Below are 16,970 nucleotides of genomic sequence, written 5' to 3'. Positions count from 1 at the left end.
TTCTTTGGCCGGCTCAAGGAGGCGCGGGGCTTTGCCACCCGCTACGAGAAAACGGCCACCTGCTTCTTAGCCAGTGCTCACCTGCTCGCCGCCCTCGATTGGCTCCGATGACTGTCCACACACTCTAGCCTACCTCATGGGGAAGCCTACACTGGCACTGTGGCTGAGTGGGATATTTCCCGGCGTGTCGCAGGGGCCAGATCTTTTATATAGATGAGAAGAGCTCTGATAAAAAGCAGAATACCAAACATTTCCATCGATTCTTCTATTACTACTTCCACATATATTAAATCTGTCGACAACTGGTCTAAGTGAGTGACAATGTATCCTCCTATGGCTTCTATACCAAAAGCGCCAGTTACAAATAGTGCCCCAGCCACTGTGAAACGTAGCCTGTCTTGAGGCTGTAAGTGCTTAAGAAAATTTCCATAAAACAGCAAAAGTAGAGCCACGACTGTAAATCCCATAATAGCTATGATATAATGAAAGGGTACTCCACTTAGTGTAGGATTATGGTCTTTAATAATTTGAGTTAATAGCTCATGGAGACTTACGGCTTCATCTATTGAAAGATACCCAAATCCTAAAGATAATAATAGCCAGTGCAGCCAGTATGCATCGTGCAATGACTTCTTAATGTGGGTTATAAGGGTAAGTAATAAGGCCGCAAATCCTAAATTCAGTGCGGATAAGTAAGCCGGAATAGTCCTTTCAGAATCCATGTCAAATAAAGCTATGAGTCCAAATGCTGTTTGATAGGGTGTGAAAACCGGAATCAACCTCGTTAGAATCCCCATAGCAACCACAAATACAATTGCCCAAGTTAGAATTGATATTGTCTTGCTGATTTTTACCCTGATTTTTATTTGCGACATTATTTTTAGGGCCTGTTCAAAGGGTCAAATATAATACATTTTCGGATTTGTAATTTTCCAACGAAGTAGGCGAGCCAAAAGCATAGCTGTTGCCATGCCACCCCAGCCACTCCCTCACTTCCCCAGAAAATCCCCGAACGACACCTGCTCATAGGCCTGGCCGAAGCGCAGCTGCCGCCGGGAAACGGCCGAATCCTGCTCGATGACGCGGCGGGCTACGTTGTCGTAGGTCACCGTGCCGGCGGGAGTAGCTACGCCGAAGCCGTCGGTGAAGCAGTAGAAGGCCGCGCCGCCGGGCCAGGCGGGCGGGGCGGGGGCCAGCAGGTCGCGGCTCCAGGGGAAGTTGGTGGCGGGCAGGTGCAGCTGGTGCAGGAGCGTCGCGGCCACGTCGGTCTGGGAGCCGTAGGTAAGCACCTGCCGGCCCCGGGCGGCGGGGGCCAGGGCCCCGCCGGTGAGCAGGAGCGGGATGCGGAACTTGGCCGGGTCGTGGTTGGGCGAGTCGCCGGGCTGGGGGTGGCCGTGGTCGGCTACCAGCACCACCAGCGTGTTGGCCCACCAGGGCTGCTGCCGGGCCGTTTGCAGGAACTGGCCCAGCACGTGGTCGGTGTAGAACACGGAGTTGCGGAAGCGGCTGGCCTCGTCGGAGCCCGCAAAGCGGGTGCGCATGGGCACGTCGAAGGGCTCGTGGGAGCTGAGGGTAAAGGCCGTCACGAAAAACGGCGGCCGTTGTTGGGGCAGCTCTTGCAGCATCCGGTTCAGCAGCACGTGGTCGTGGGCGCCCCACTTGGCGTTCTGGTCCCGGGAGCGGAAGTCGGCCCGCTCGGTGAGGTGCTGGTAGCCGGCCGTGAGGAGGTAGCTCTTCATGTTGGCAAAGGCCAGCTCGCCGCCGTGGTAGTAGGCCGTGGAGTAGCCCTGGCCCCTGAGCACCCGGGCCAGGTGGGGCAGGCGCTCGGTTTTGCGCGGGTACTTGATGATGCTGGCGGTGGGTTGGTTGGGGTAGCCCGAGAGCAGGGCCACGAGGCCCTTCTGGCTCCGGTCGCCGGCCGCGTACACGTTGCGGAACGAAACGCCCATGCGGCTCAGGCTGTCGAGGGTGGGCGTGACGCCCCGCTCGCCGCCCAGGTGGCCCACCAGCTTGCCGGTGAAGCTCTCCAGAATGATAAAGAGCACGTTGGGCCGGCCCAGGCCCGGGCGCAGCAGCTGCACAGTATCGGGGCCGGCGGGGGCGTAGAGGCTGGCGGTGAGGCGGGCGGCGGCGGTATCGGGCAGGAACTGGTAGGGGTTGATGGGGCTGGTTTGCAGGCGCAGGGCGTTGAGCACGTTCCAGGGCACGTTCACGGCCGCGTGGTTGGCGAAGGGCACGCCGGAAAAGTACACGTCGCTCTGGTTCACCGGAATCTGCTGCAGGCCCCCGCGCAGGGGCACCACCAGCAGGGCCAGGTAGAGCAGCCCCGCCAGCGCCGCCCGCCCGCGCCCGAAGCCCGGCGGCAGGGCGGCCAGCCGGCCCACTATTCCTTTATAGAAGTCCCAGCCCAACCCCAGCAGGCCCAGCCACAAGCCCAGCAGCAGCCCCAGCTGGCCCGGGCCGGCCGAGGCCAGGGCTTCGCCCGGCGTGCTCAGGTACTGCAGGGGCGTGGCATCGAGGCGGAACCCCCAGGGGCCGTAGAGGGCCAGGTCGGCCACGGTCAGGGTGGCCACGGCCGTGCCCGCCGCGCCCGTTACGAGGCGCAGCAGCCGCTCCAGCGGAAACCGCGGCCCGGCCAGGCTGCCCACCGTCAGCAGCAGGAAGGGCAGCAGGCACAGGTAGGCCGTGGCCGAGGCATCCAGGCGCAGGCCGTAGCCGAAGATGCGCGGCACCGTGCCGGCCGGCAGGGCCAGGGTGCGCGGCAGGTAGTAGAGCAGGAACAGGCCCTTGGCGGCCATCAAAAAAGCCAGCCAGAACAAAAAGTAGCGCGGCTGGAAGGCGAAGCGGTTTCTCACGAGGGCAAAGGTAAGGGCCGCCGCCCCGATGCTCCGCACGAGTTCCTGGGGCGGCGCGGCGGGCGGGCCCCGGCACCCGGCCCGCCGCCGGCTGGTAAAAATCCTGCTATTGGAGTGACATAGTTTGGAAAGAGGAGGGGATTCGACGAAAAGGAGTTAGTTTTTTGGTTTTGTTATCGGATTAAGCAGGGGGTAGGTAGGGAAAAGAGGTGTTTTTATCGAAAATGAGGTAAAAAAATTAAGGCATTGCGTGGAATCTTTCTTCCGGGTCGTACCTTTGAGGCAGTTATTGTCTTTTAGCCTTTCACGCCACACCATCCATATGGCAATTCTCCGCTTTAAAGCGCTTGAAACGGTTGACCAGCGTCAGCCCCTAACCGTAGAAAATACCGGTGAGCGTCGTTCTGACAGCTTTGGCAAGAACGTGTTCAACCTCGATGCTATGCGGGCCAACATGCCCGGCGAATACTTCAAAAAACTCCAGGCCGCCATCAAGCAGGGCTCCCCGGTGGAGCGCAACGTGGCCGACGCCGTGGCTTCGGCCATGAAAACCTGGGCCATGGCCAAGGGCGCGACCCACTACACCCACTGGTTCCAGCCCCTGACCGGCGCCACCGCCGAAAAGCACGACTCCTTCTTCGACCTCAACTCCGACGGTCGGCCGATTGAAAACTTCAAGGGCTCGGCCCTCGTGCAGCAGGAGCCCGATGCTTCCTCCTTCCCCAACGGCGGCATCCGCAACACCTTCGAGGCCCGCGGCTACACCGCCTGGGACCCCACTTCGCCCGCGTTCATCATCGAAACCGGCGGGGCCAAAACCCTGTGCATTCCCACCATCTTCGTCGCCTACACCGGCGAGGCCCTCGACTACAAAGCCCCGCTGCTCAAGTCGCTGGCGGTGCTGGAAAAGGCGGCCGTGGACGTATGCCACTACTTCGACAAGGACGTAACCCGCGTGAACACCACGCTGGGCATCGAGCAGGAGTACTTCTTGGTGGACAAGGCGCTCTACGCCGCCCGTCCGGACCTGGTGATGACCGGCCGCACCCTGTTCGGGCACGCCCCGGCCAAGGGCCAGCAGCTCGACGACCACTACTTCGGCTCCATTCCGGCCCGGGTGCACGCCTACATGCTCGAGTACGAGGAGGAAGCCAACAAGCTCGGCATTCCGCTGCGCACCCGCCACAACGAGGTGGCGCCCCACCAGTTCGAGTGCGCCCCCACTTTCGAGGATGCCAACCTGGCCGTCGACCACAACCAGCTGCTCATGGACATCATGGCGCGGGTGGCCGAGAAGCACAACTTCAAGGTGCTGCTGCACGAGAAGCCGTTTGCCGGCGTCAATGGCTCGGGCAAGCATAACAACTGGGCCATGAGCACCGATACCGGCGTGAACCTGCTCGCGCCCGGCCGGCGGCCCAAGGAGAACCTCCAGTTCCTGACCTTCTTCATCACCACCATCAAGGCCGTTCACCGCTACGCCGACCTGCTGCGTTCCAGCATCGCCTCGGCCAGCAACGACCACCGCCTGGGGGCCAACGAAGCCCCGCCGGCCATCATGTCGGTGTTCGTGGGCTCGATGCTCGATTCGGTCCTCGACGAGCTGGAGCGCACCGCCAAGCTGCCCCTCGACAAGGGCGACAACATCTACCTCAAGCTGGGCATTGATAAGATTCCGGCCATTCTGCTCGATAACACCGACCGGAACAGGACCTCGCCCTTCGCCTTCACCGGCAACAAGTTCGAGCTGCGCGCCGTGGGTTCCTCGGCCAACTGCTCCTCGGCCATGACCACGCTCAACGCCATCGTGGCCGACCAGCTGATCGACTTCAAAACCCAGGTCGATAAGCTCATCGCCGACGGCCGCAAGAAGGAAGTGGCCATCGTGGACGTGCTGCGCGACTACGTGATTACCTCCAAGAACATCCGCTTTGAGGGCAACGGCTACTCCGACGAGTGGAAGGAAGAGGCCGCCAAGCGGGGCCTGAGCAACGTGCCCACCACGCCCCAGGCCCTCGACGCCATGGTGGCCGACTCGGCCGCCGAGCTCTTCGCCCGTCACGGCATCTTCTCGCACGTGGAGCTGCACGCCCGCCACGAGATTCTGCTGGAGGATTACATGAAGAAAATCCAGATTGAAGGCCGGGTAATGGGCGATTTGGCCATCAACCACATCATCCCCACGGCGGTGGCCTACCAGACCAAGCTCATCACCAACGTACGCGGTCTGCGCGACCTGGGCCTCGACGACGAGAACACCAACGTGACGCTGGACACCATCAAGTCCATTTCGCGCCACATGGCCATCATCAAGAAGGAAGTAGAGGGCATGACCAACGCCCGCAAAGCGGCCAACAAGATTGACGACATGCGCGAGCGGGCCATTGCCTACTGCGATACGGTTAAAACGCATTTCGACACCATCCGCCGCTCCGTGGATAAGCTGGAGCTGATGGTGGACGATGAGGACTGGCCCCTGGTAAAGTACCGCGAACTGTTGTTCCAGCACTAAGTCCAGGGTCAGAATCGGGCCGGAGTTGGGTGGGAATTTTCTCCGCGCCACGATTTCAGAAAAGCCGTTTCCGGGTGGGAGCGGCTTTTTTTGTTGCCTTGCATTGTGAGGGTGAACCAAAAAGCTAAACGGCCGCTCCCCGATGGAAACGGCCGTTTGGCTTTTTGGTTGATAATGGTTGCCGGCCCAATGGCCGGTGATGCGGGTTAGCTGCCGCTCCCGACCGTCTGCCGGGCCTGTCGCAGCCAGTCGGCGGCCTCGTCAATATCGCCGAACATTTTCATCTGCAGCTTGCCCCCGATGCCGATGTGCATGGCCTCGGCCGAAATGGCAGCCAGCGACTCGGGGCTTACCACGTGGGCAAAGTGGGTAAGGCCCTGGGCAATGGCGCGCGGGGCCCAGTCGGTTACAATCCACTCCACGGCGTGGTCCCAGGGCCCCAGCACCTGGCGGTTGTCGTTGAGCAGATAAGGGCAGGCATGCTCGCGCAGCGGGGCCAGGCAGGCATCGGCCCCGGCTACAATGCCCGTGTAGGTCTGGTAGCCCACCCAGTTGTTGTATACCCATTCGCTGGCGGGATTATACTCGATGGTGAGGTAAACCTTACCGAATCCGTTGGTTAGTTCAAGAGCCATGAGGCAAACGGGTAGAAGAGCCGGAAGAGAAAGGTTGCCGCACACGGAGCAGGCGCGTCCGCCGGATTGCCCGGCCGGGGCCGAAAAGTCAGCCAGCCTCAAAGCTGGCCAAATTCCGGGACCTGGCCAAACTTCGGGACCGGGTTAATCCTTTCCGGGGACACCTTCTGTGGAAACGTGCTACCCGCCTTGCTTGCCGCCGTGGCTGAGGCAGAAGACTACAGCACCAGCAGCGTCAACGTCACGATCCAGAGCAGGCCGCTGACAACGGACGTATTCAGGCGGGTTTCGGGGTCGAAGGGCAGCAGCAGGCCTACTCCGGCCACCACGAACAGGGCCAGTGGAAACGCGGCCAGCACCGAGCGGTACAGCCGCCCGCCGGCCGGAGCAAACGGCTCGCGCCCGGCCACCACCGTGGGCGCCTTCACGAAGCGGACGATGCGCAGCAGGGGCGTGCGCCACACCGTTACGCGGCTGGCGCCCTGCAACCGGTACATCTGGCTGGGGGGAAGCTGAAACCGGGTGTGCGGGGTGGTCAGCTGGTAGGCCATCTGGGGGTTGGCCAGGGTGCCCCCGGCCGATACCGGCCGCTGCTGCAGCAGCGGCTCATCGGCGAATTCACGCAGGGGCAGGGCCCAGTCGAGGCCCAGCAGCAGGCAAAAGGCCAATCCTGCCCAGTTCAGCCAGCGCAGCCTGCGGGCCAGGCGCGTCAGATGGGCCGTGCGTTCCTGCTCACGCAGCTGGGCCAGCAAACGCGCATCGGGCCGGTAACCATTCATAAACGAAGCGGGAAAACGTACCCGAAAAGATAGCGATTAGGGCTTAGGTTTCAGGAATCAGGGCTTGGGTTTTAGTGCATAAGTAAGCATGTCATCCTTAGCCGCGCGCGAACTTAGCCGCGCGCGAAGGATCCGCACGCGGCTAAGGCTAATTGTGTTACGGATCCGGGCCGACGTAAAAAGATGCCTCGCGCAGCACAGAATGACGTATTGACCCTAATCCCTAATCCCTAATCCCTAATCCCTGATTACTCTCACGCAAAGGGCACCAAAGCGGCAAGCAGGGTGGTAGTGATACGGTGCCACTGTGGGTAGGGCCACACGGTGCCGGCAGCAGTACCCGCGTGCGTGATTTCGCGGCGGGCAGTGGCCACCCAGCCCAGCAGCACGTGGCGCTCGGGCAAGGGCTGGCCCGAGTGCAGAGCGACCGGCCACTCGGCCAGGGGCCAGGTTTCGAGCAGGTATTCGGCCTGATCGGTGATGCGGGCCAGGCGGGCGGGAGCGTAAGGGTCGGAGGAAGGAAGGTGACGAACGGTCCGGTACAAGTCGCGGAGGGCCGTCCGGGCCGGGGGGAAACGCGTGTGGTCTCCCGTCGGCAGGGCAGAGGTATCGTGCATGTGGGCCCACTTACGGTCTGCTTTCGGGGGGCGGATTGCGCGGTCAGGCATCAAAAACGATAAAAGGTAATAAAGTTGTAGAGGGGAATTATTCGCTAAAAAACCGGGTTTGGGGCCGGTTCAGGCCGAAAGCTGCCGGGGCGGAACCGTGTCGTCGGGCAGCAGCTCGGCACCCGTGCCGGGGTCGGGCACCAGGCGCTTCCAGGTGGCCAGGCGCAGTTCCTCCAGGCGCAGCAGCGTGTCCTGGACGGTAGCGTTCTGGCGGACCTTATCAAAGAGTCCCGACTTCTGCCCGGCCTTCAGCAGCTGCTCCACTACTACGGGCAGAATCCAGCCGACTACATTGGAAGCCAACGCTCCGCGCAGGCCCAGGCGCAGCAGTAGGCGGGCGGCCATGCGCTCCAGCAGCAGGGTGCGGGCCATGGGCAGGGCCTTGCCCACCAGAAAGTCGCGCACCAGCTCCCCGTTGCCCTGCACCACTTCGGCCCGCAGCACGTCCTGCACAGCATCGAGGGCCGCGCGGGCGGTTTTGCGGAACAGATGCCCCGTTTGCCAGGCGGCCAGGCCGGTAAACCGGGCGGCGGAACTCAGGAAGGCAGGCAGGCGGGTAGGCATTTTCATGGGCGGAGCGGGGCGGGAGCGGGGCGGGAGCGGCACCCAATTGGGGCCGGGTGCGTAGGAGAGGAAGTTTACGCGCCCGGCGGTGGGCGGTTGCCGCCGCCCCGGGCTAATTCCCCTTTCGCCATGAACGCCATTGTTATCCGAGAAGCCGGCGGCCCCGAGGTGCTGGAACTACAGGACCCGCCCCGCCCCGCGCCGGCCCCCCACGAAGTGCTCATCCGAGTAGGCGCGGCCGGCGTGAACCGCCCCGACGTGCTGCTGCGCCAGGGCAAGTACCGCGGCAGTGCCGACGTAACCGGGCTGGTGCCGGGCCTGGAAATAGCCGGCCACGTGGAAGCCTGCGGGGCCGACGTGACGCGCTGGCAGCCCGGCGACGCGGTCTGCGCCCTGCTGGCCCAGGGCGGCTACGCCGAGTACGCCGTGGCCGACGCCCGGCACTGCCTGCCCGTGCCTACCGGCTGGAGCCTGGCCGAGGCCGCCAGTCTGCCCGAAACCGTGTTTACCGTCTGGCACAACGTGTTCGAGCGCGGTGCCCTGCAGCCCGGCGAAACCCTGCTCGTGCACGGGGGCAGCAGCGGCATCGGCGTAACGGCCGTACAGCTGGCCCACGCCCTGGGCAGCCGGGTGGCCGCTACCGCCGGCTCGGCCGAAAAGTGCGCCGCCGTGGCCGACCTCGGGGCCGATATCGTCATCAACTACAAGGAAGCGGACTTTGAAGCCGAGGTGGCCGCCGCCGGCGGGGCCGACGTGATTCTGGACATGGTGGGCGGCGAGTACACGCCCAAAAACCTGCGCCTGCTCCGCGACGATGGCCGCCTGGTGTTCATCAACGCCATGCAGGGCGCCGCGGCCGAGTTCAACGCCCTCGATGTGATGACGCGCCGCCTCACTATCACGGGCAGCACCCTGCGGCCCCGCAGCGCCGCGTTTAAGGCCCGGCTGGCGGCGGCCGTGGAGCAACACGTGTGGCCCCTGCTGGCGGCCGGCCGGTTCCGGCCCGTCATTTACCGCACCTTTCCACTGGCCGAGGCCGCCGCCGCTCACCGCCTGATGGAAACCAGTGACCACATTGGCAAAATCGTGCTGCTGGCCGATGCCGGGCGGGCGCACGCATAGCCTGCGGGAGAAAGTAAACTGCCCCGTAATCAGGCGTTTCGGCGGGAGTGGGCAACGGAACCGGACTAAATGCGTCCTTATGGGTTACATACCACGACCCGTCCGGTTCCGGAAGGGTCCTTTTTTCGCTTACACCTCTCATCCGACACCTACTGCCCTATGTATACCGCCTTGCTGATTGGCGCTACCGGCCTCGTCGGCGACCACTTGCTCCGGCAGCTGCTCTCCGACGACCGGTTTACGCACCTGCACGTATTTACCCGCCGTCCTACGGGCTACCAAAATCCCAAGCTGGAAGAACATCTCGTGGATTTCGACCAGCCCCGCGACTGGAATCACCTGCTGCGCGGCGACGTGCTGTTTTCCAGCCTCGGTACCACCCTGAGCCAGGCCGGCAGCCAGGAAGCCCAGTACACCGTCGATTATACCTACCAGTTTCAGGCGGCCCAGGCGGCGGCCGAAAACGGTGTGCCGGCCTACGTGCTGGTCTCCTCGGCCGGGGCCGACGCCGACGCCTTCGTGTTCTACTCCCGCATGAAGGGCGAGCTGGAGCGCGACATCAAGCGCCTGCCCTTCCAGCGCATCCGGATTCTGCGCCCGGGCATTCTGGCCGGGAGCCGTTCGGAGCCGCGCCTGGGTGAGCGGGTTGGGTTATGGCTGGCCACGGTGGCCAGCGCCATGCCGCTGCTGCGCAGCTACCGGCCCATTCACGGCCGCACCGTGGCCCGCGCCATGCTCCATTCCGCCCTCGACGAACGGTCCGGCGTTCAGGTGGAAACCCTGGAGGACGTTTTCCGGGTCGCCGGCAAGGAGAGCGACTAAGTAAGTGAGTGAAGCCGTGAATGGGTGAATGGCCGTCATCCTGAGCGCAGCGAAGGACCTTACTGCGCCTGAACGACCGTAGCAACGACTCGTTCAGGCGCAGTAAGGTCCTTCGCTGCGCTCAGGATGACGGCCATTCAACGGTTCAACCATCCCTTCTCATCAACTGCCCACCTCACGCATTCACTCATTCATCACTTCACTCATTCCCCCCAACACCCCTTACCTTTGCCGGGCGCAACTTTCGCCTTCCGCCCCCGGTTTCCTCACTATGAACAAAACGTATTGCCCCAGCCTCACCGAGTACAAGCGCCGTCTCTCCCGGGAAGTGAAAATCGGTGACCTGCCGCTGGGTGGGCTCAACCCCATCCGGGTGCAGAGCATGACCACCGTGGACACCATGGACACGCTGGGCTCGGTGGAGCAGACGCTGCGCATGGTAGAGGCCGGCTGCGAGTACGTGCGCATCACGGCCCCCAGCGTGAAGGAGGCCCAGAACCTGCTCGAAATCAAGAAGGAGCTGCGCAAGCGTGGCTGCACCGTGCCCCTCATTGCCGACATCCACTTCACGCCCAACGCCGCCGAACTGGCCGCCCGCATCGTGGAGAAAGTGCGCGTGAATCCCGGCAACTACGCCGACAAGAAGAAGTTCGACGTGATTGAGTACACCGACAGCAGCTACGCCGCCGAGGTGGAGCGCATCCGGGAGCGGTTCCGCCCGCTGGTGCAGATCTGTAAGCAGTACGGCACGGCCATGCGTATCGGCACCAACCACGGCTCTTTGTCCGACCGGATTCTGAGTCGCTACGGCGATACGCCGCTGGGCATGGTGGAGTCGGCGCTGGAATTCCTGCGCCTCTGCGAGGAGGAGAACTACTACGACGTGGTGCTGAGCATGAAGGCCAGCAACACCCAGGTGATGGTGCAGGCCTACCGGCTGCTGGTGCAGAAGCTCGACGAGGAGGGTCTGCAGCCCTACCCGCTGCACCTGGGCGTAACGGAAGCCGGCGAGGCCGAAGACGGCCGCATCAAATCGGCCGTGGGCATTGGCACGCTGCTCGAAGATGGCCTCGGCGACACCGTACGCGTGAGCCTCACTGAAGCCCCCGAAGCAGAGGCGCCGGTTGCTAAGGCGTTGATTGACCGGTACACCAACCGCGCCCAGGAAGCCCAGCCTATCCCTTCAGTTGCTAGTTGCTGGTTGTCAGTTGTCAGTGAAAATGACGCTCCAAACGAACTGACAACTGACAACCAACAACTAACAACTACTATTCCCATCGACCCCTTCCAGTACCACCGGCGCGTGACGCGGGAGGTGCTGAACCTGGGCGGGCAGAACGTGCCGCGCGTCATGGCCGACCTCTCGCGGCTGCCCGGCCTGGAATACGCCGATCTGCGCGCTGTGGGGCACCTGTATTCGGCTTTCCTCGACAAGTTCCAGATGAACGACCTGGGGGCCGACTACGTGTACTCGGGCCAGCGGCCCATTCCGTTTATGCTGCCCAATGGCCTCAAGGAAGTGGTAGACTACGCCGCCTGGCTCGACGCCGGCCAGCGCCCCGACCACTACCCGCTGCTCACGGCCGAGGAGTACGCCGCGGCCGGTCCGCGCCATGAGGAGCTGAACTTCGTGCGCCAGACCCTCGACTCGCTCACGCCCGCCGTCCTGGAACAGCTGCGCGACGACGCCACGGCCGTTATTATCCTCGCCACCGACAACGCCCACGCCATGCCCGAGATCCGCCGGGCGTTCTTTGAGCTGCTGAACCACGCGGTGCCCAACCCCGTCATCATCCAGCGCCAGTACCCGGCCCTGAGCCCCGAGCAAACCCAGCTCTACGCCGCCACCGACGTGGGCGGCCTGCTCCTCGACGGCCTTGGCGACGGCGTGTTGCTGAGCACCGAGCTGCTGCCGGAGCGCAGCAAAGAAGAGTGGCTGACTACGCTGGACCAGCTCAACCAGCTCAGCTTCGGCATTCTGCAGGCGGCCCGCACCCGCATGAGCAAAACCGAGTACATCAGCTGCCCCAGCTGCGGCCGTACCCTGTTCGATCTGCAGGAAACCACCGCCATGATCCGCAAGCGCACCGACCACCTGAAGGGCGTGAAAATCGGCATCATGGGCTGCATCGTGAACGGCCCCGGCGAAATGGCCGACGCCGACTACGGCTACGTGGGCGTGGGAAAAGGCAAAATTGCCCTCTACCGCGGCCAGGAAGTCATCAAGAAATCCGTGCCCGAAGAACGCGCCGTAGACGAGCTCATCGAACTCATGCGCGAAGACGGCCGCTGGCTGGAACCCGTGCTGCTGGAAGAGCCGGTGGCGGGGTAGGCGGCTTTACTACTGACTCGTATGTGCTATTGCGTTTATCTCGGAGCAGATGCTGATTTGTCTATAGTGGCGTCAGATGATGAGGAACCTGTTTTTAGTGTGCAGCCACTTGCTGCTTCCGATGTGGCAGTAGTTCCGAACTTCACTAAAAAGAACATATATCATCTGGGCTCTTGGCAAGGGTGTTCCTATGGATTTGCCAACGATATTGATTTCGAAGATGCTGAGTTGGTCGCTAAGAATGCTAGTTCAGTAAATGCCTTGTTAAGCTTCATTGATTCTGCCCTCTCGCAAGAAGAAAAAGTAGAACTTTATACTTGCTGGGCTGGTAATCAATGGCAGCCACCAAAGGAGCGAAGAAGCGCGAGTCTTGATGCAATTCAGTATTGCGGCTTCGAATTGGAAGAAGATATTTTTCTGATTTTTACTCGACCGTGAACGAAATCCAGTTATTCGCCGGCCTGACATTCTTGGGCACTATCGAAGCAAAAGTAGTTGACGCTTCGATGGGGGTAATCGGGGGCACCCTGAAGCCAACGTCCGCTTATTACACCAACTATCAGCCTTTCTTCCAAGCACATCTGGAAACACCCAATTGGGAAGGGCTTGCAGCACTGAAGCTAAAAACTGTTTCACCATTGGCCGGTGAAATCGTTGCAGAAGGAGGAATAGATATCACTGATGTGGACGGTGTTGATCAGATTGATGCCAATGTCTGCGGAATTGGCTTTCAGCAAATGAACCAGCTATTTCCTGACAGCTAAGAACATTCAAGCCGCTCACGCATCTACAGCAGATATTCAATTGCCATGACCGATAAACAGAGACTACAGGCCGCGCTGGAAGCGGCAGGAATCAACGCCCAGAAACACCGGGCGCAGTTGCGCCCTGAAAACGCGGCGCTACTGCAGCAGTGGAACGTCTCGGCGGAGGTGCAGCAGCTGTTGGCGGAGTTTTCTTTCGATACTGATCTGACAATCGGGGAGGTGCATTTTGATCATGTAAATACCCTGAAGAAGAAACTGGACTGGGAAGACGATTTTCAGCGGGCTCTACAGGCCGGGCTGCTGCTGGTCGGCAGTGGTTTAAACGGCGACCCTATAGCGCTGGATATTCGGGATTCGCAGGTAGGCTATCTGTTTCACGATTACTTCTGGGAAGAGGAAGCCGAAAACCCGCGCAAGTTCTTTATTAAGCTCAATTGCTCGCTGGGGCAGTTTTTCTGGAATACCCAGTTTGTGGAGGAGTATCCGGTAGATGCTTATGAAGCAGCTGCGTACATGGGCGCGGAGTTTACTGGCTACTGGAATCCGGACGAGGCCTAAAACATCCGCGCCGCTTATCCGTCCTCACCAGCATGAAACTACGCGTGATACTCACCGGCACGACCGGTATGGTGGGGGAAGGGGTGCTGCTGGAGTGCTTGCAGAACCCCGAAGTGGAGCAGGTGCTCAGCATCAGCCGCCGGCCCAGCGGGCACCAGCACCCCAAGCTGCGGGAGCTGCTGCACGAGGATTTCCACAACCTCACGCCCATTGCCGGCCAGCTGCGCGGCTACAACGCCTGCTTTTTCTGCCTGGGCGTATCGTCGGTGGGGATGCAGGAGCCGGAGTACCGCCGCCTCACCTACGACCTGACCCTGCACTTCGCCCGCACCCTGCTGGCCCACAACGGCCCCGACCTCACGTTCTGCTACGTCTCGGGCTCCGGCACCGACGACACGCTGCGCAGCCGCCAGATGTGGGCCCGCGTGAAGGGCGAAACCGAAAACGAGCTGCGGCAGCTGGGCTTCCGGCAGGCGTTCATGTTCCGCCCCGGTTTCCTGCGCGCCACCCCCGGCCAGCGGCACGTGCTGTCGTACTACAAGTATTTCGGCTGGCTGTACCCCGTGGTGCGCGGCGTGGCCCCCAAATTCGCTTCCACGCTGCAGGAGCTGGGCCAGGCCATGCTGCACGTAGCCCAGCGCGGCTACCCCAAACCCATTCTGGAAGTACCCGACATCGTGGCGGCGGCGAAAGGATAATCCTCCGTTCAGGATGACAGAGCTAAAGGTTGTTTTACTTACACGGCTCCTTGCGCCGCGTGTCGATGATGTGGGCGATGCGCCAGCCCTCGGCCAGCTTCACCAGCTGAAACGAGTTGTAGCCGCAGTGGCTGAAGGTGCTGCCCCGGTAGAACTGGTAGGGCGTCCAGACGCTGGCCAGGTTGGCGTCAATGAGCACTTTTTCAAACGTGATGCGCTCATCCCACACCTCTGGGTGCGGCGTACCCACGGCTTTCACAAACTCCGTGGGTCTTTCGGGGCGCAGCTGCGTCTGGCCGTTTTTGGTGGCGAGGGTGTGGAATATCGCCCCCGGGGCCAGCGTGGCGCGCACGGCGGCACTGTCGCCGCGGCGCATGCCGTCGAAGAAGCGGCGGATGGTTTGCTGCACCGCCTCGGTTTCGGCGGCCGGTTTGGTTTGGGCGAAGGCCGCCGGAGCGGCCAGCAGCAGGGGCAGAAGGAACACAGACTTCATAAGTTGAGCAGCGGGGTAGAGCGCACAAGGTAACAGAACGTCCTGCCGAAGCAGCATGCGGGCCGACGTTGGATGTAGAGACGCGTATTCGCGTCTCGTCGTTGCTGACGTTGTTTGAGTGGATGGTGCGGCCTCAGTCGTTCAACAGCGAGACGCGAATACGCGTCTCTACATCGTACTGCCGGCGCGGCCTCAGCTGTTCAACGCCGAGCCGCGAAGGGTCGCGGCTCTACACCGCGTGGCTGCCCGTGCCCTGATAAAATTATGGCCTGCCGCCATTGCCACCGGGCAGCCGCCTATTTTTGCGGATTGCCGCAGTTTCGGCAGCTTTCCCCGCGCTTCTCCCATGACGTTTTCCCGCACCTTCGACCTCCTGGCTCACCTGGCCCATACCACCCCCGCGGCCGACTGCCTGGTAGCCAAAAAGGACGACCAGTGGCAGCCGCTGAGTGCCGCCCAGGTGCAGGAAATGAGCAACCAGGCCAGCCTGGGCCTGCGGGCCCTGGGGGTGCGGGCCGCCGATAAGGTGGCCATCATCTGCCCCAACCGTCCCGAGTGGGTGGTAGCCGATATGGGCATTGCCCAGCTGGGGGCCGTGAGCGTGCCCATGTACCCCACCATCACGGTGGAAGACTACCGCCACATTTTTCAGGATGCCGGCGTGCGCGTGGTGCTGGTGGAGGGCGAAAAGCTGCTGACCCGGGTGCAGGAGGCCGTGGCCGGGCTGCCGCACGGTCCCGAGCACATCCTCACCTTCGAGCCCACGCCCGGCCACCGCTCCTTCGCCGACCTGCTGGCCCTGGGAGCCGCCGCCGACGTGGCCGCGCTGGAGCCCCTGAAAGCCGCCGTGCAGCCCGACGATTTGCTCACGCTCATCTACACCTCCGGCACCACCGGCCGGCCCAAGGGCGTGATGCTCAGCCACCACAACATCCTGTTCAACTGCCAGAACCTGCTGAGCTACCTGCCGCTGGCCCCGGGCCACAAAACCCTCAGCTTCCTGCCCCTGAGCCACATTTTCGAGCGCACCGCTACCTTCCTGTACCTGCAGCTGGGCTTTAGCATCTACTACGCCGAAAGCGTGGAGCGCATCCCCGACAACCTGCGCGAGGTGCAGCCCCACGTATTCACCACGGTGCCCCGCCTGCTCGAAAAAATCTACGACAAGATTGTGGCCACCGGCCAGCAGCTCACCGGCCTCAAGCGCAAGCTGTTCTTCTGGGCCCTCGACCTGGGTTTGCGCTACGACACCCAGCAGGACCAGGGCGCGTGGTACAACGCCCAGCTGGCGCTGGCCAATAAGCTGGTGTTCAGCAAGTGGCGCGCGGCCATGGGCGGGCAGGTGCGCTACATCGTGAGCGGGGGCGGGGCTCTGCAGCCGCGGCTGGCGCGGGTGTTCTGGGCCGCCGGCATCCGGGTGATGGAGGGCTACGGCATGACCGAAACCTCGCCCGTTATTGCCGCCAGCCAGCCCGTGCCCGAGGGCAACCTCATCGGGGCCGTGGGGCCGGTGCTGCCGGGCGTGGAAGTGAAAATTGCCGCCGACGGCGAAATCCTGACCCGCTCGCCCTCCGTGATGCAGGGCTACTACCAGCGTCCCGACCTCACGGCCGAAGTCATCGACGCCGAGGGCTGGCTGCACACCGGCGACATCGGCGAGCTGGTGCAGGGCCGCTTCCTCAAAATCACGGACCGCAAAAAGGAGATGTTCAAAACCTCCAACGGCAAGTACGTGGCCCCGCAACCCCTGGAATCGAAGCTCTCGGAGTCGCCGCTGGTGGAGCAGGTGATGGTGCTGGGCGAAGGCGAAAAGTACGCCGCCGCCCTGCTGGTGCCCGCCTTCACCGAGCTGCGCGCCTGGGCCAAGCAGCACCAGCTCCCCGCCGACCTCTCCGACGCCGCTCTGGCCGCCCACGCCCAGGTGCGCCAGCTCTACGAGCAACTGGTGCAGCAAACCAACGCCGCCTTCGCCCAGTGGGAGCAGATCAAGAAAATCGAGCTGCTGCCCGCCCTCTGGAGCGTAGAATCGGGCGAGCTGACGCCCACGCTCAAAGTGCGCCGCAAAATCATCAGCCAGAACAACCAGCAGCGCATCGAGAACCTGTTTCGGGGCTAGCGCAGTAGCGCGAACTGTGTAGTTCGCGTCCCCGCGCCGCTGAAACGAA

Annotated in this window: 16 protein-coding genes; 9 read left to right on the top strand and 7 right to left on the bottom strand. The window is 62.5% G+C overall.

The features are described from left to right. Positions 1 to 146: 146 nt before the first annotated feature. Both KLP40_RS13870 and KLP40_RS13865 read right to left on the bottom strand, forming a co-directional pair. The gene (locus tag KLP40_RS13870; protein ID WP_215594419.1) at positions 147 to 875 is read right to left on the bottom strand and encodes a hypothetical protein; all 729 of its coding nucleotides are present in this window, start codon (positions 873 to 875) and stop codon (positions 147 to 149) included. A 114-nt stretch (positions 876 to 989) separates the two neighbouring features. Beyond that, entirely contained in the window at positions 990 to 2,855 is a 1,866-nt protein-coding gene (locus KLP40_RS13865; RefSeq protein WP_215594418.1) for an LTA synthase family protein, read from the bottom strand. 322 nt (positions 2,856 to 3,177) lie between these two features. Between KLP40_RS13865 and KLP40_RS13860 the strand changes: the two genes are divergently transcribed. Then, positions 3,178 to 5,367, top strand: a complete 2,190-nt coding sequence (locus KLP40_RS13860) for a glutamine synthetase III family protein (protein ID WP_215594417.1) — start codon at positions 3,178 to 3,180, stop codon at positions 5,365 to 5,367. Between the two features lie 206 nt (positions 5,368 to 5,573). Here KLP40_RS13860 and KLP40_RS13855 read toward each other — a convergent pair whose 3' ends face one another. The 4 genes from KLP40_RS13855 to KLP40_RS13840 form a co-directional block, all read right to left on the bottom strand. Continuing rightward, positions 5,574 to 6,002 carry an STAS/SEC14 domain-containing protein gene (locus KLP40_RS13855; protein ID WP_215594416.1) on the bottom strand — a complete coding sequence of 143 codons (429 nt, stop codon included), beginning with the start codon at positions 6,000 to 6,002 and terminating at the stop codon, positions 5,574 to 5,576. Between the two features lie 218 nt (positions 6,003 to 6,220). Then, positions 6,221 to 6,781 carry a hypothetical protein gene (locus KLP40_RS13850; protein ID WP_215594414.1) on the bottom strand — a complete coding sequence of 187 codons (561 nt, stop codon included), beginning with the start codon at positions 6,779 to 6,781 and terminating at the stop codon, positions 6,221 to 6,223. Positions 6,782 to 7,035: 254 nt separating this feature from the next. Continuing rightward, entirely contained in the window at positions 7,036 to 7,398 is a 363-nt protein-coding gene (locus KLP40_RS13845) for a hypothetical protein (protein ID WP_215594413.1), read from the bottom strand. 120 nt (positions 7,399 to 7,518) lie between these two features. After that, complete coding sequence (locus KLP40_RS13840; protein ID WP_215594412.1) at positions 7,519 to 8,019, bottom strand: type I phosphoribosyltransferase; 501 nt, start codon at positions 8,017 to 8,019, stop codon at positions 7,519 to 7,521. A gap of 123 nt (positions 8,020 to 8,142) precedes the next feature. On the opposite strand from KLP40_RS13840, the gene KLP40_RS13835 reads away from it, so the two are divergent. The 7 genes from KLP40_RS13835 (at position 8,143) to KLP40_RS13805 (ending at position 14,312) form a co-directional block, all read left to right on the top strand. Continuing rightward, entirely contained in the window at positions 8,143 to 9,135 is a 993-nt protein-coding gene (locus KLP40_RS13835) for an NAD(P)H-quinone oxidoreductase (protein WP_215594411.1), read from the top strand. 159 nt (positions 9,136 to 9,294) lie between these two features. Continuing rightward, on the top strand, positions 9,295 to 9,957 hold the full coding sequence (locus KLP40_RS13830; protein WP_246558844.1) for an NAD(P)H-binding protein: 663 nt from the start codon (positions 9,295 to 9,297) through the stop codon (positions 9,955 to 9,957). 271 nt (positions 9,958 to 10,228) lie between these two features. Further along, the gene (ispG, locus tag KLP40_RS13825; RefSeq protein WP_215594410.1) at positions 10,229 to 12,289 is read left to right on the top strand and encodes a (E)-4-hydroxy-3-methylbut-2-enyl-diphosphate synthase; all 2,061 of its coding nucleotides are present in this window, start codon (positions 10,229 to 10,231) and stop codon (positions 12,287 to 12,289) included. 21 nt (positions 12,290 to 12,310) lie between these two features. After that, entirely contained in the window at positions 12,311 to 12,727 is a 417-nt protein-coding gene (locus KLP40_RS13820) for a hypothetical protein (RefSeq protein ID WP_215594409.1), read from the top strand. Continuing rightward, entirely contained in the window at positions 12,724 to 13,053 is a 330-nt protein-coding gene (locus KLP40_RS13815; RefSeq protein ID WP_215594407.1) for a hypothetical protein, read from the top strand. The genes KLP40_RS13820 and KLP40_RS13815 overlap by 4 nt, the downstream gene beginning before the upstream one ends. 45 nt (positions 13,054 to 13,098) lie before the next feature. After that, positions 13,099 to 13,614 carry a hypothetical protein gene (locus tag KLP40_RS13810; protein ID WP_215594405.1) on the top strand — a complete coding sequence of 172 codons (516 nt, stop codon included), beginning with the start codon at positions 13,099 to 13,101 and terminating at the stop codon, positions 13,612 to 13,614. Positions 13,615 to 13,646: 32 nt separating this feature from the next. Continuing rightward, complete coding sequence (locus KLP40_RS13805; RefSeq protein WP_215594403.1) at positions 13,647 to 14,312, top strand: Rossmann-fold NAD(P)-binding domain-containing protein; 666 nt, start codon at positions 13,647 to 13,649, stop codon at positions 14,310 to 14,312. Positions 14,313 to 14,346: 34 nt separating this feature from the next. Here KLP40_RS13805 and KLP40_RS13800 read toward each other — a convergent pair whose 3' ends face one another. Next, entirely contained in the window at positions 14,347 to 14,805 is a 459-nt protein-coding gene (locus KLP40_RS13800; RefSeq protein WP_215594402.1) for a nuclear transport factor 2 family protein, read from the bottom strand. 346 nt (positions 14,806 to 15,151) lie between these two features. Here KLP40_RS13800 and KLP40_RS13795 point away from each other — a divergent pair, with 346 nt between their 5' ends. Continuing rightward, positions 15,152 to 16,921, top strand: coding sequence for an AMP-dependent synthetase/ligase (locus KLP40_RS13795; RefSeq protein WP_215594401.1), 1,770 nt, complete (start codon positions 15,152 to 15,154; stop codon positions 16,919 to 16,921). The last annotated feature ends 49 nt before the right edge of the window (positions 16,922 to 16,970 follow it).

This window comes from Hymenobacter piscis (genome assembly GCF_018760735.1).
Lineage (GTDB): Bacteria > Bacteroidota > Bacteroidia > Cytophagales > Hymenobacteraceae > Hymenobacter > Hymenobacter piscis.
This window is presented reverse-complemented; position numbering and strand designations above follow the sequence as displayed.

Bases quoted from the DNA above. Each gene is read 5' to 3' on its own strand.
- KLP40_RS13820 (WP_215594409.1), top strand. From the start codon at position 12,311: ATGTGCTATTGCGTTTATCTCGGAGCAGATGCTGATTTGTCTATAGTG.
- KLP40_RS13855 (WP_215594416.1), bottom strand. From the start codon at position 6,002: ATGGCTCTTGAACTAACCAACGGATTCGGTAAGGTTTACCTCACCATC.
- KLP40_RS13835 (WP_215594411.1), top strand. From the start codon at position 8,143: ATGAACGCCATTGTTATCCGAGAAGCCGGCGGCCCCGAGGTGCTGGAA.
- KLP40_RS13830 (WP_246558844.1), top strand. From the start codon at position 9,295: ATGTATACCGCCTTGCTGATTGGCGCTACCGGCCTCGTCGGCGACCAC.
- KLP40_RS13845 (WP_215594413.1), bottom strand. From the start codon at position 7,398: ATGCACGATACCTCTGCCCTGCCGACGGGAGACCACACGCGTTTCCCC.
- KLP40_RS13840 (WP_215594412.1), bottom strand. From the start codon at position 8,019: ATGAAAATGCCTACCCGCCTGCCTGCCTTCCTGAGTTCCGCCGCCCGG.
- KLP40_RS13805 (WP_215594403.1), top strand. From the start codon at position 13,647: ATGAAACTACGCGTGATACTCACCGGCACGACCGGTATGGTGGGGGAA.
- ispG (WP_215594410.1), top strand. From the start codon at position 10,229: ATGAACAAAACGTATTGCCCCAGCCTCACCGAGTACAAGCGCCGTCTC.
- KLP40_RS13810 (WP_215594405.1), top strand. From the start codon at position 13,099: ATGACCGATAAACAGAGACTACAGGCCGCGCTGGAAGCGGCAGGAATC.
- KLP40_RS13870 (WP_215594419.1), bottom strand. From the start codon at position 875: ATGTCGCAAATAAAAATCAGGGTAAAAATCAGCAAGACAATATCAATT.
- KLP40_RS13795 (WP_215594401.1), top strand. From the start codon at position 15,152: ATGACGTTTTCCCGCACCTTCGACCTCCTGGCTCACCTGGCCCATACC.
- KLP40_RS13800 (WP_215594402.1), bottom strand. From the start codon at position 14,805: ATGAAGTCTGTGTTCCTTCTGCCCCTGCTGCTGGCCGCTCCGGCGGCC.
- KLP40_RS13850 (WP_215594414.1), bottom strand. From the start codon at position 6,781: ATGAATGGTTACCGGCCCGATGCGCGTTTGCTGGCCCAGCTGCGTGAG.
- KLP40_RS13860 (WP_215594417.1), top strand. From the start codon at position 3,178: ATGGCAATTCTCCGCTTTAAAGCGCTTGAAACGGTTGACCAGCGTCAG.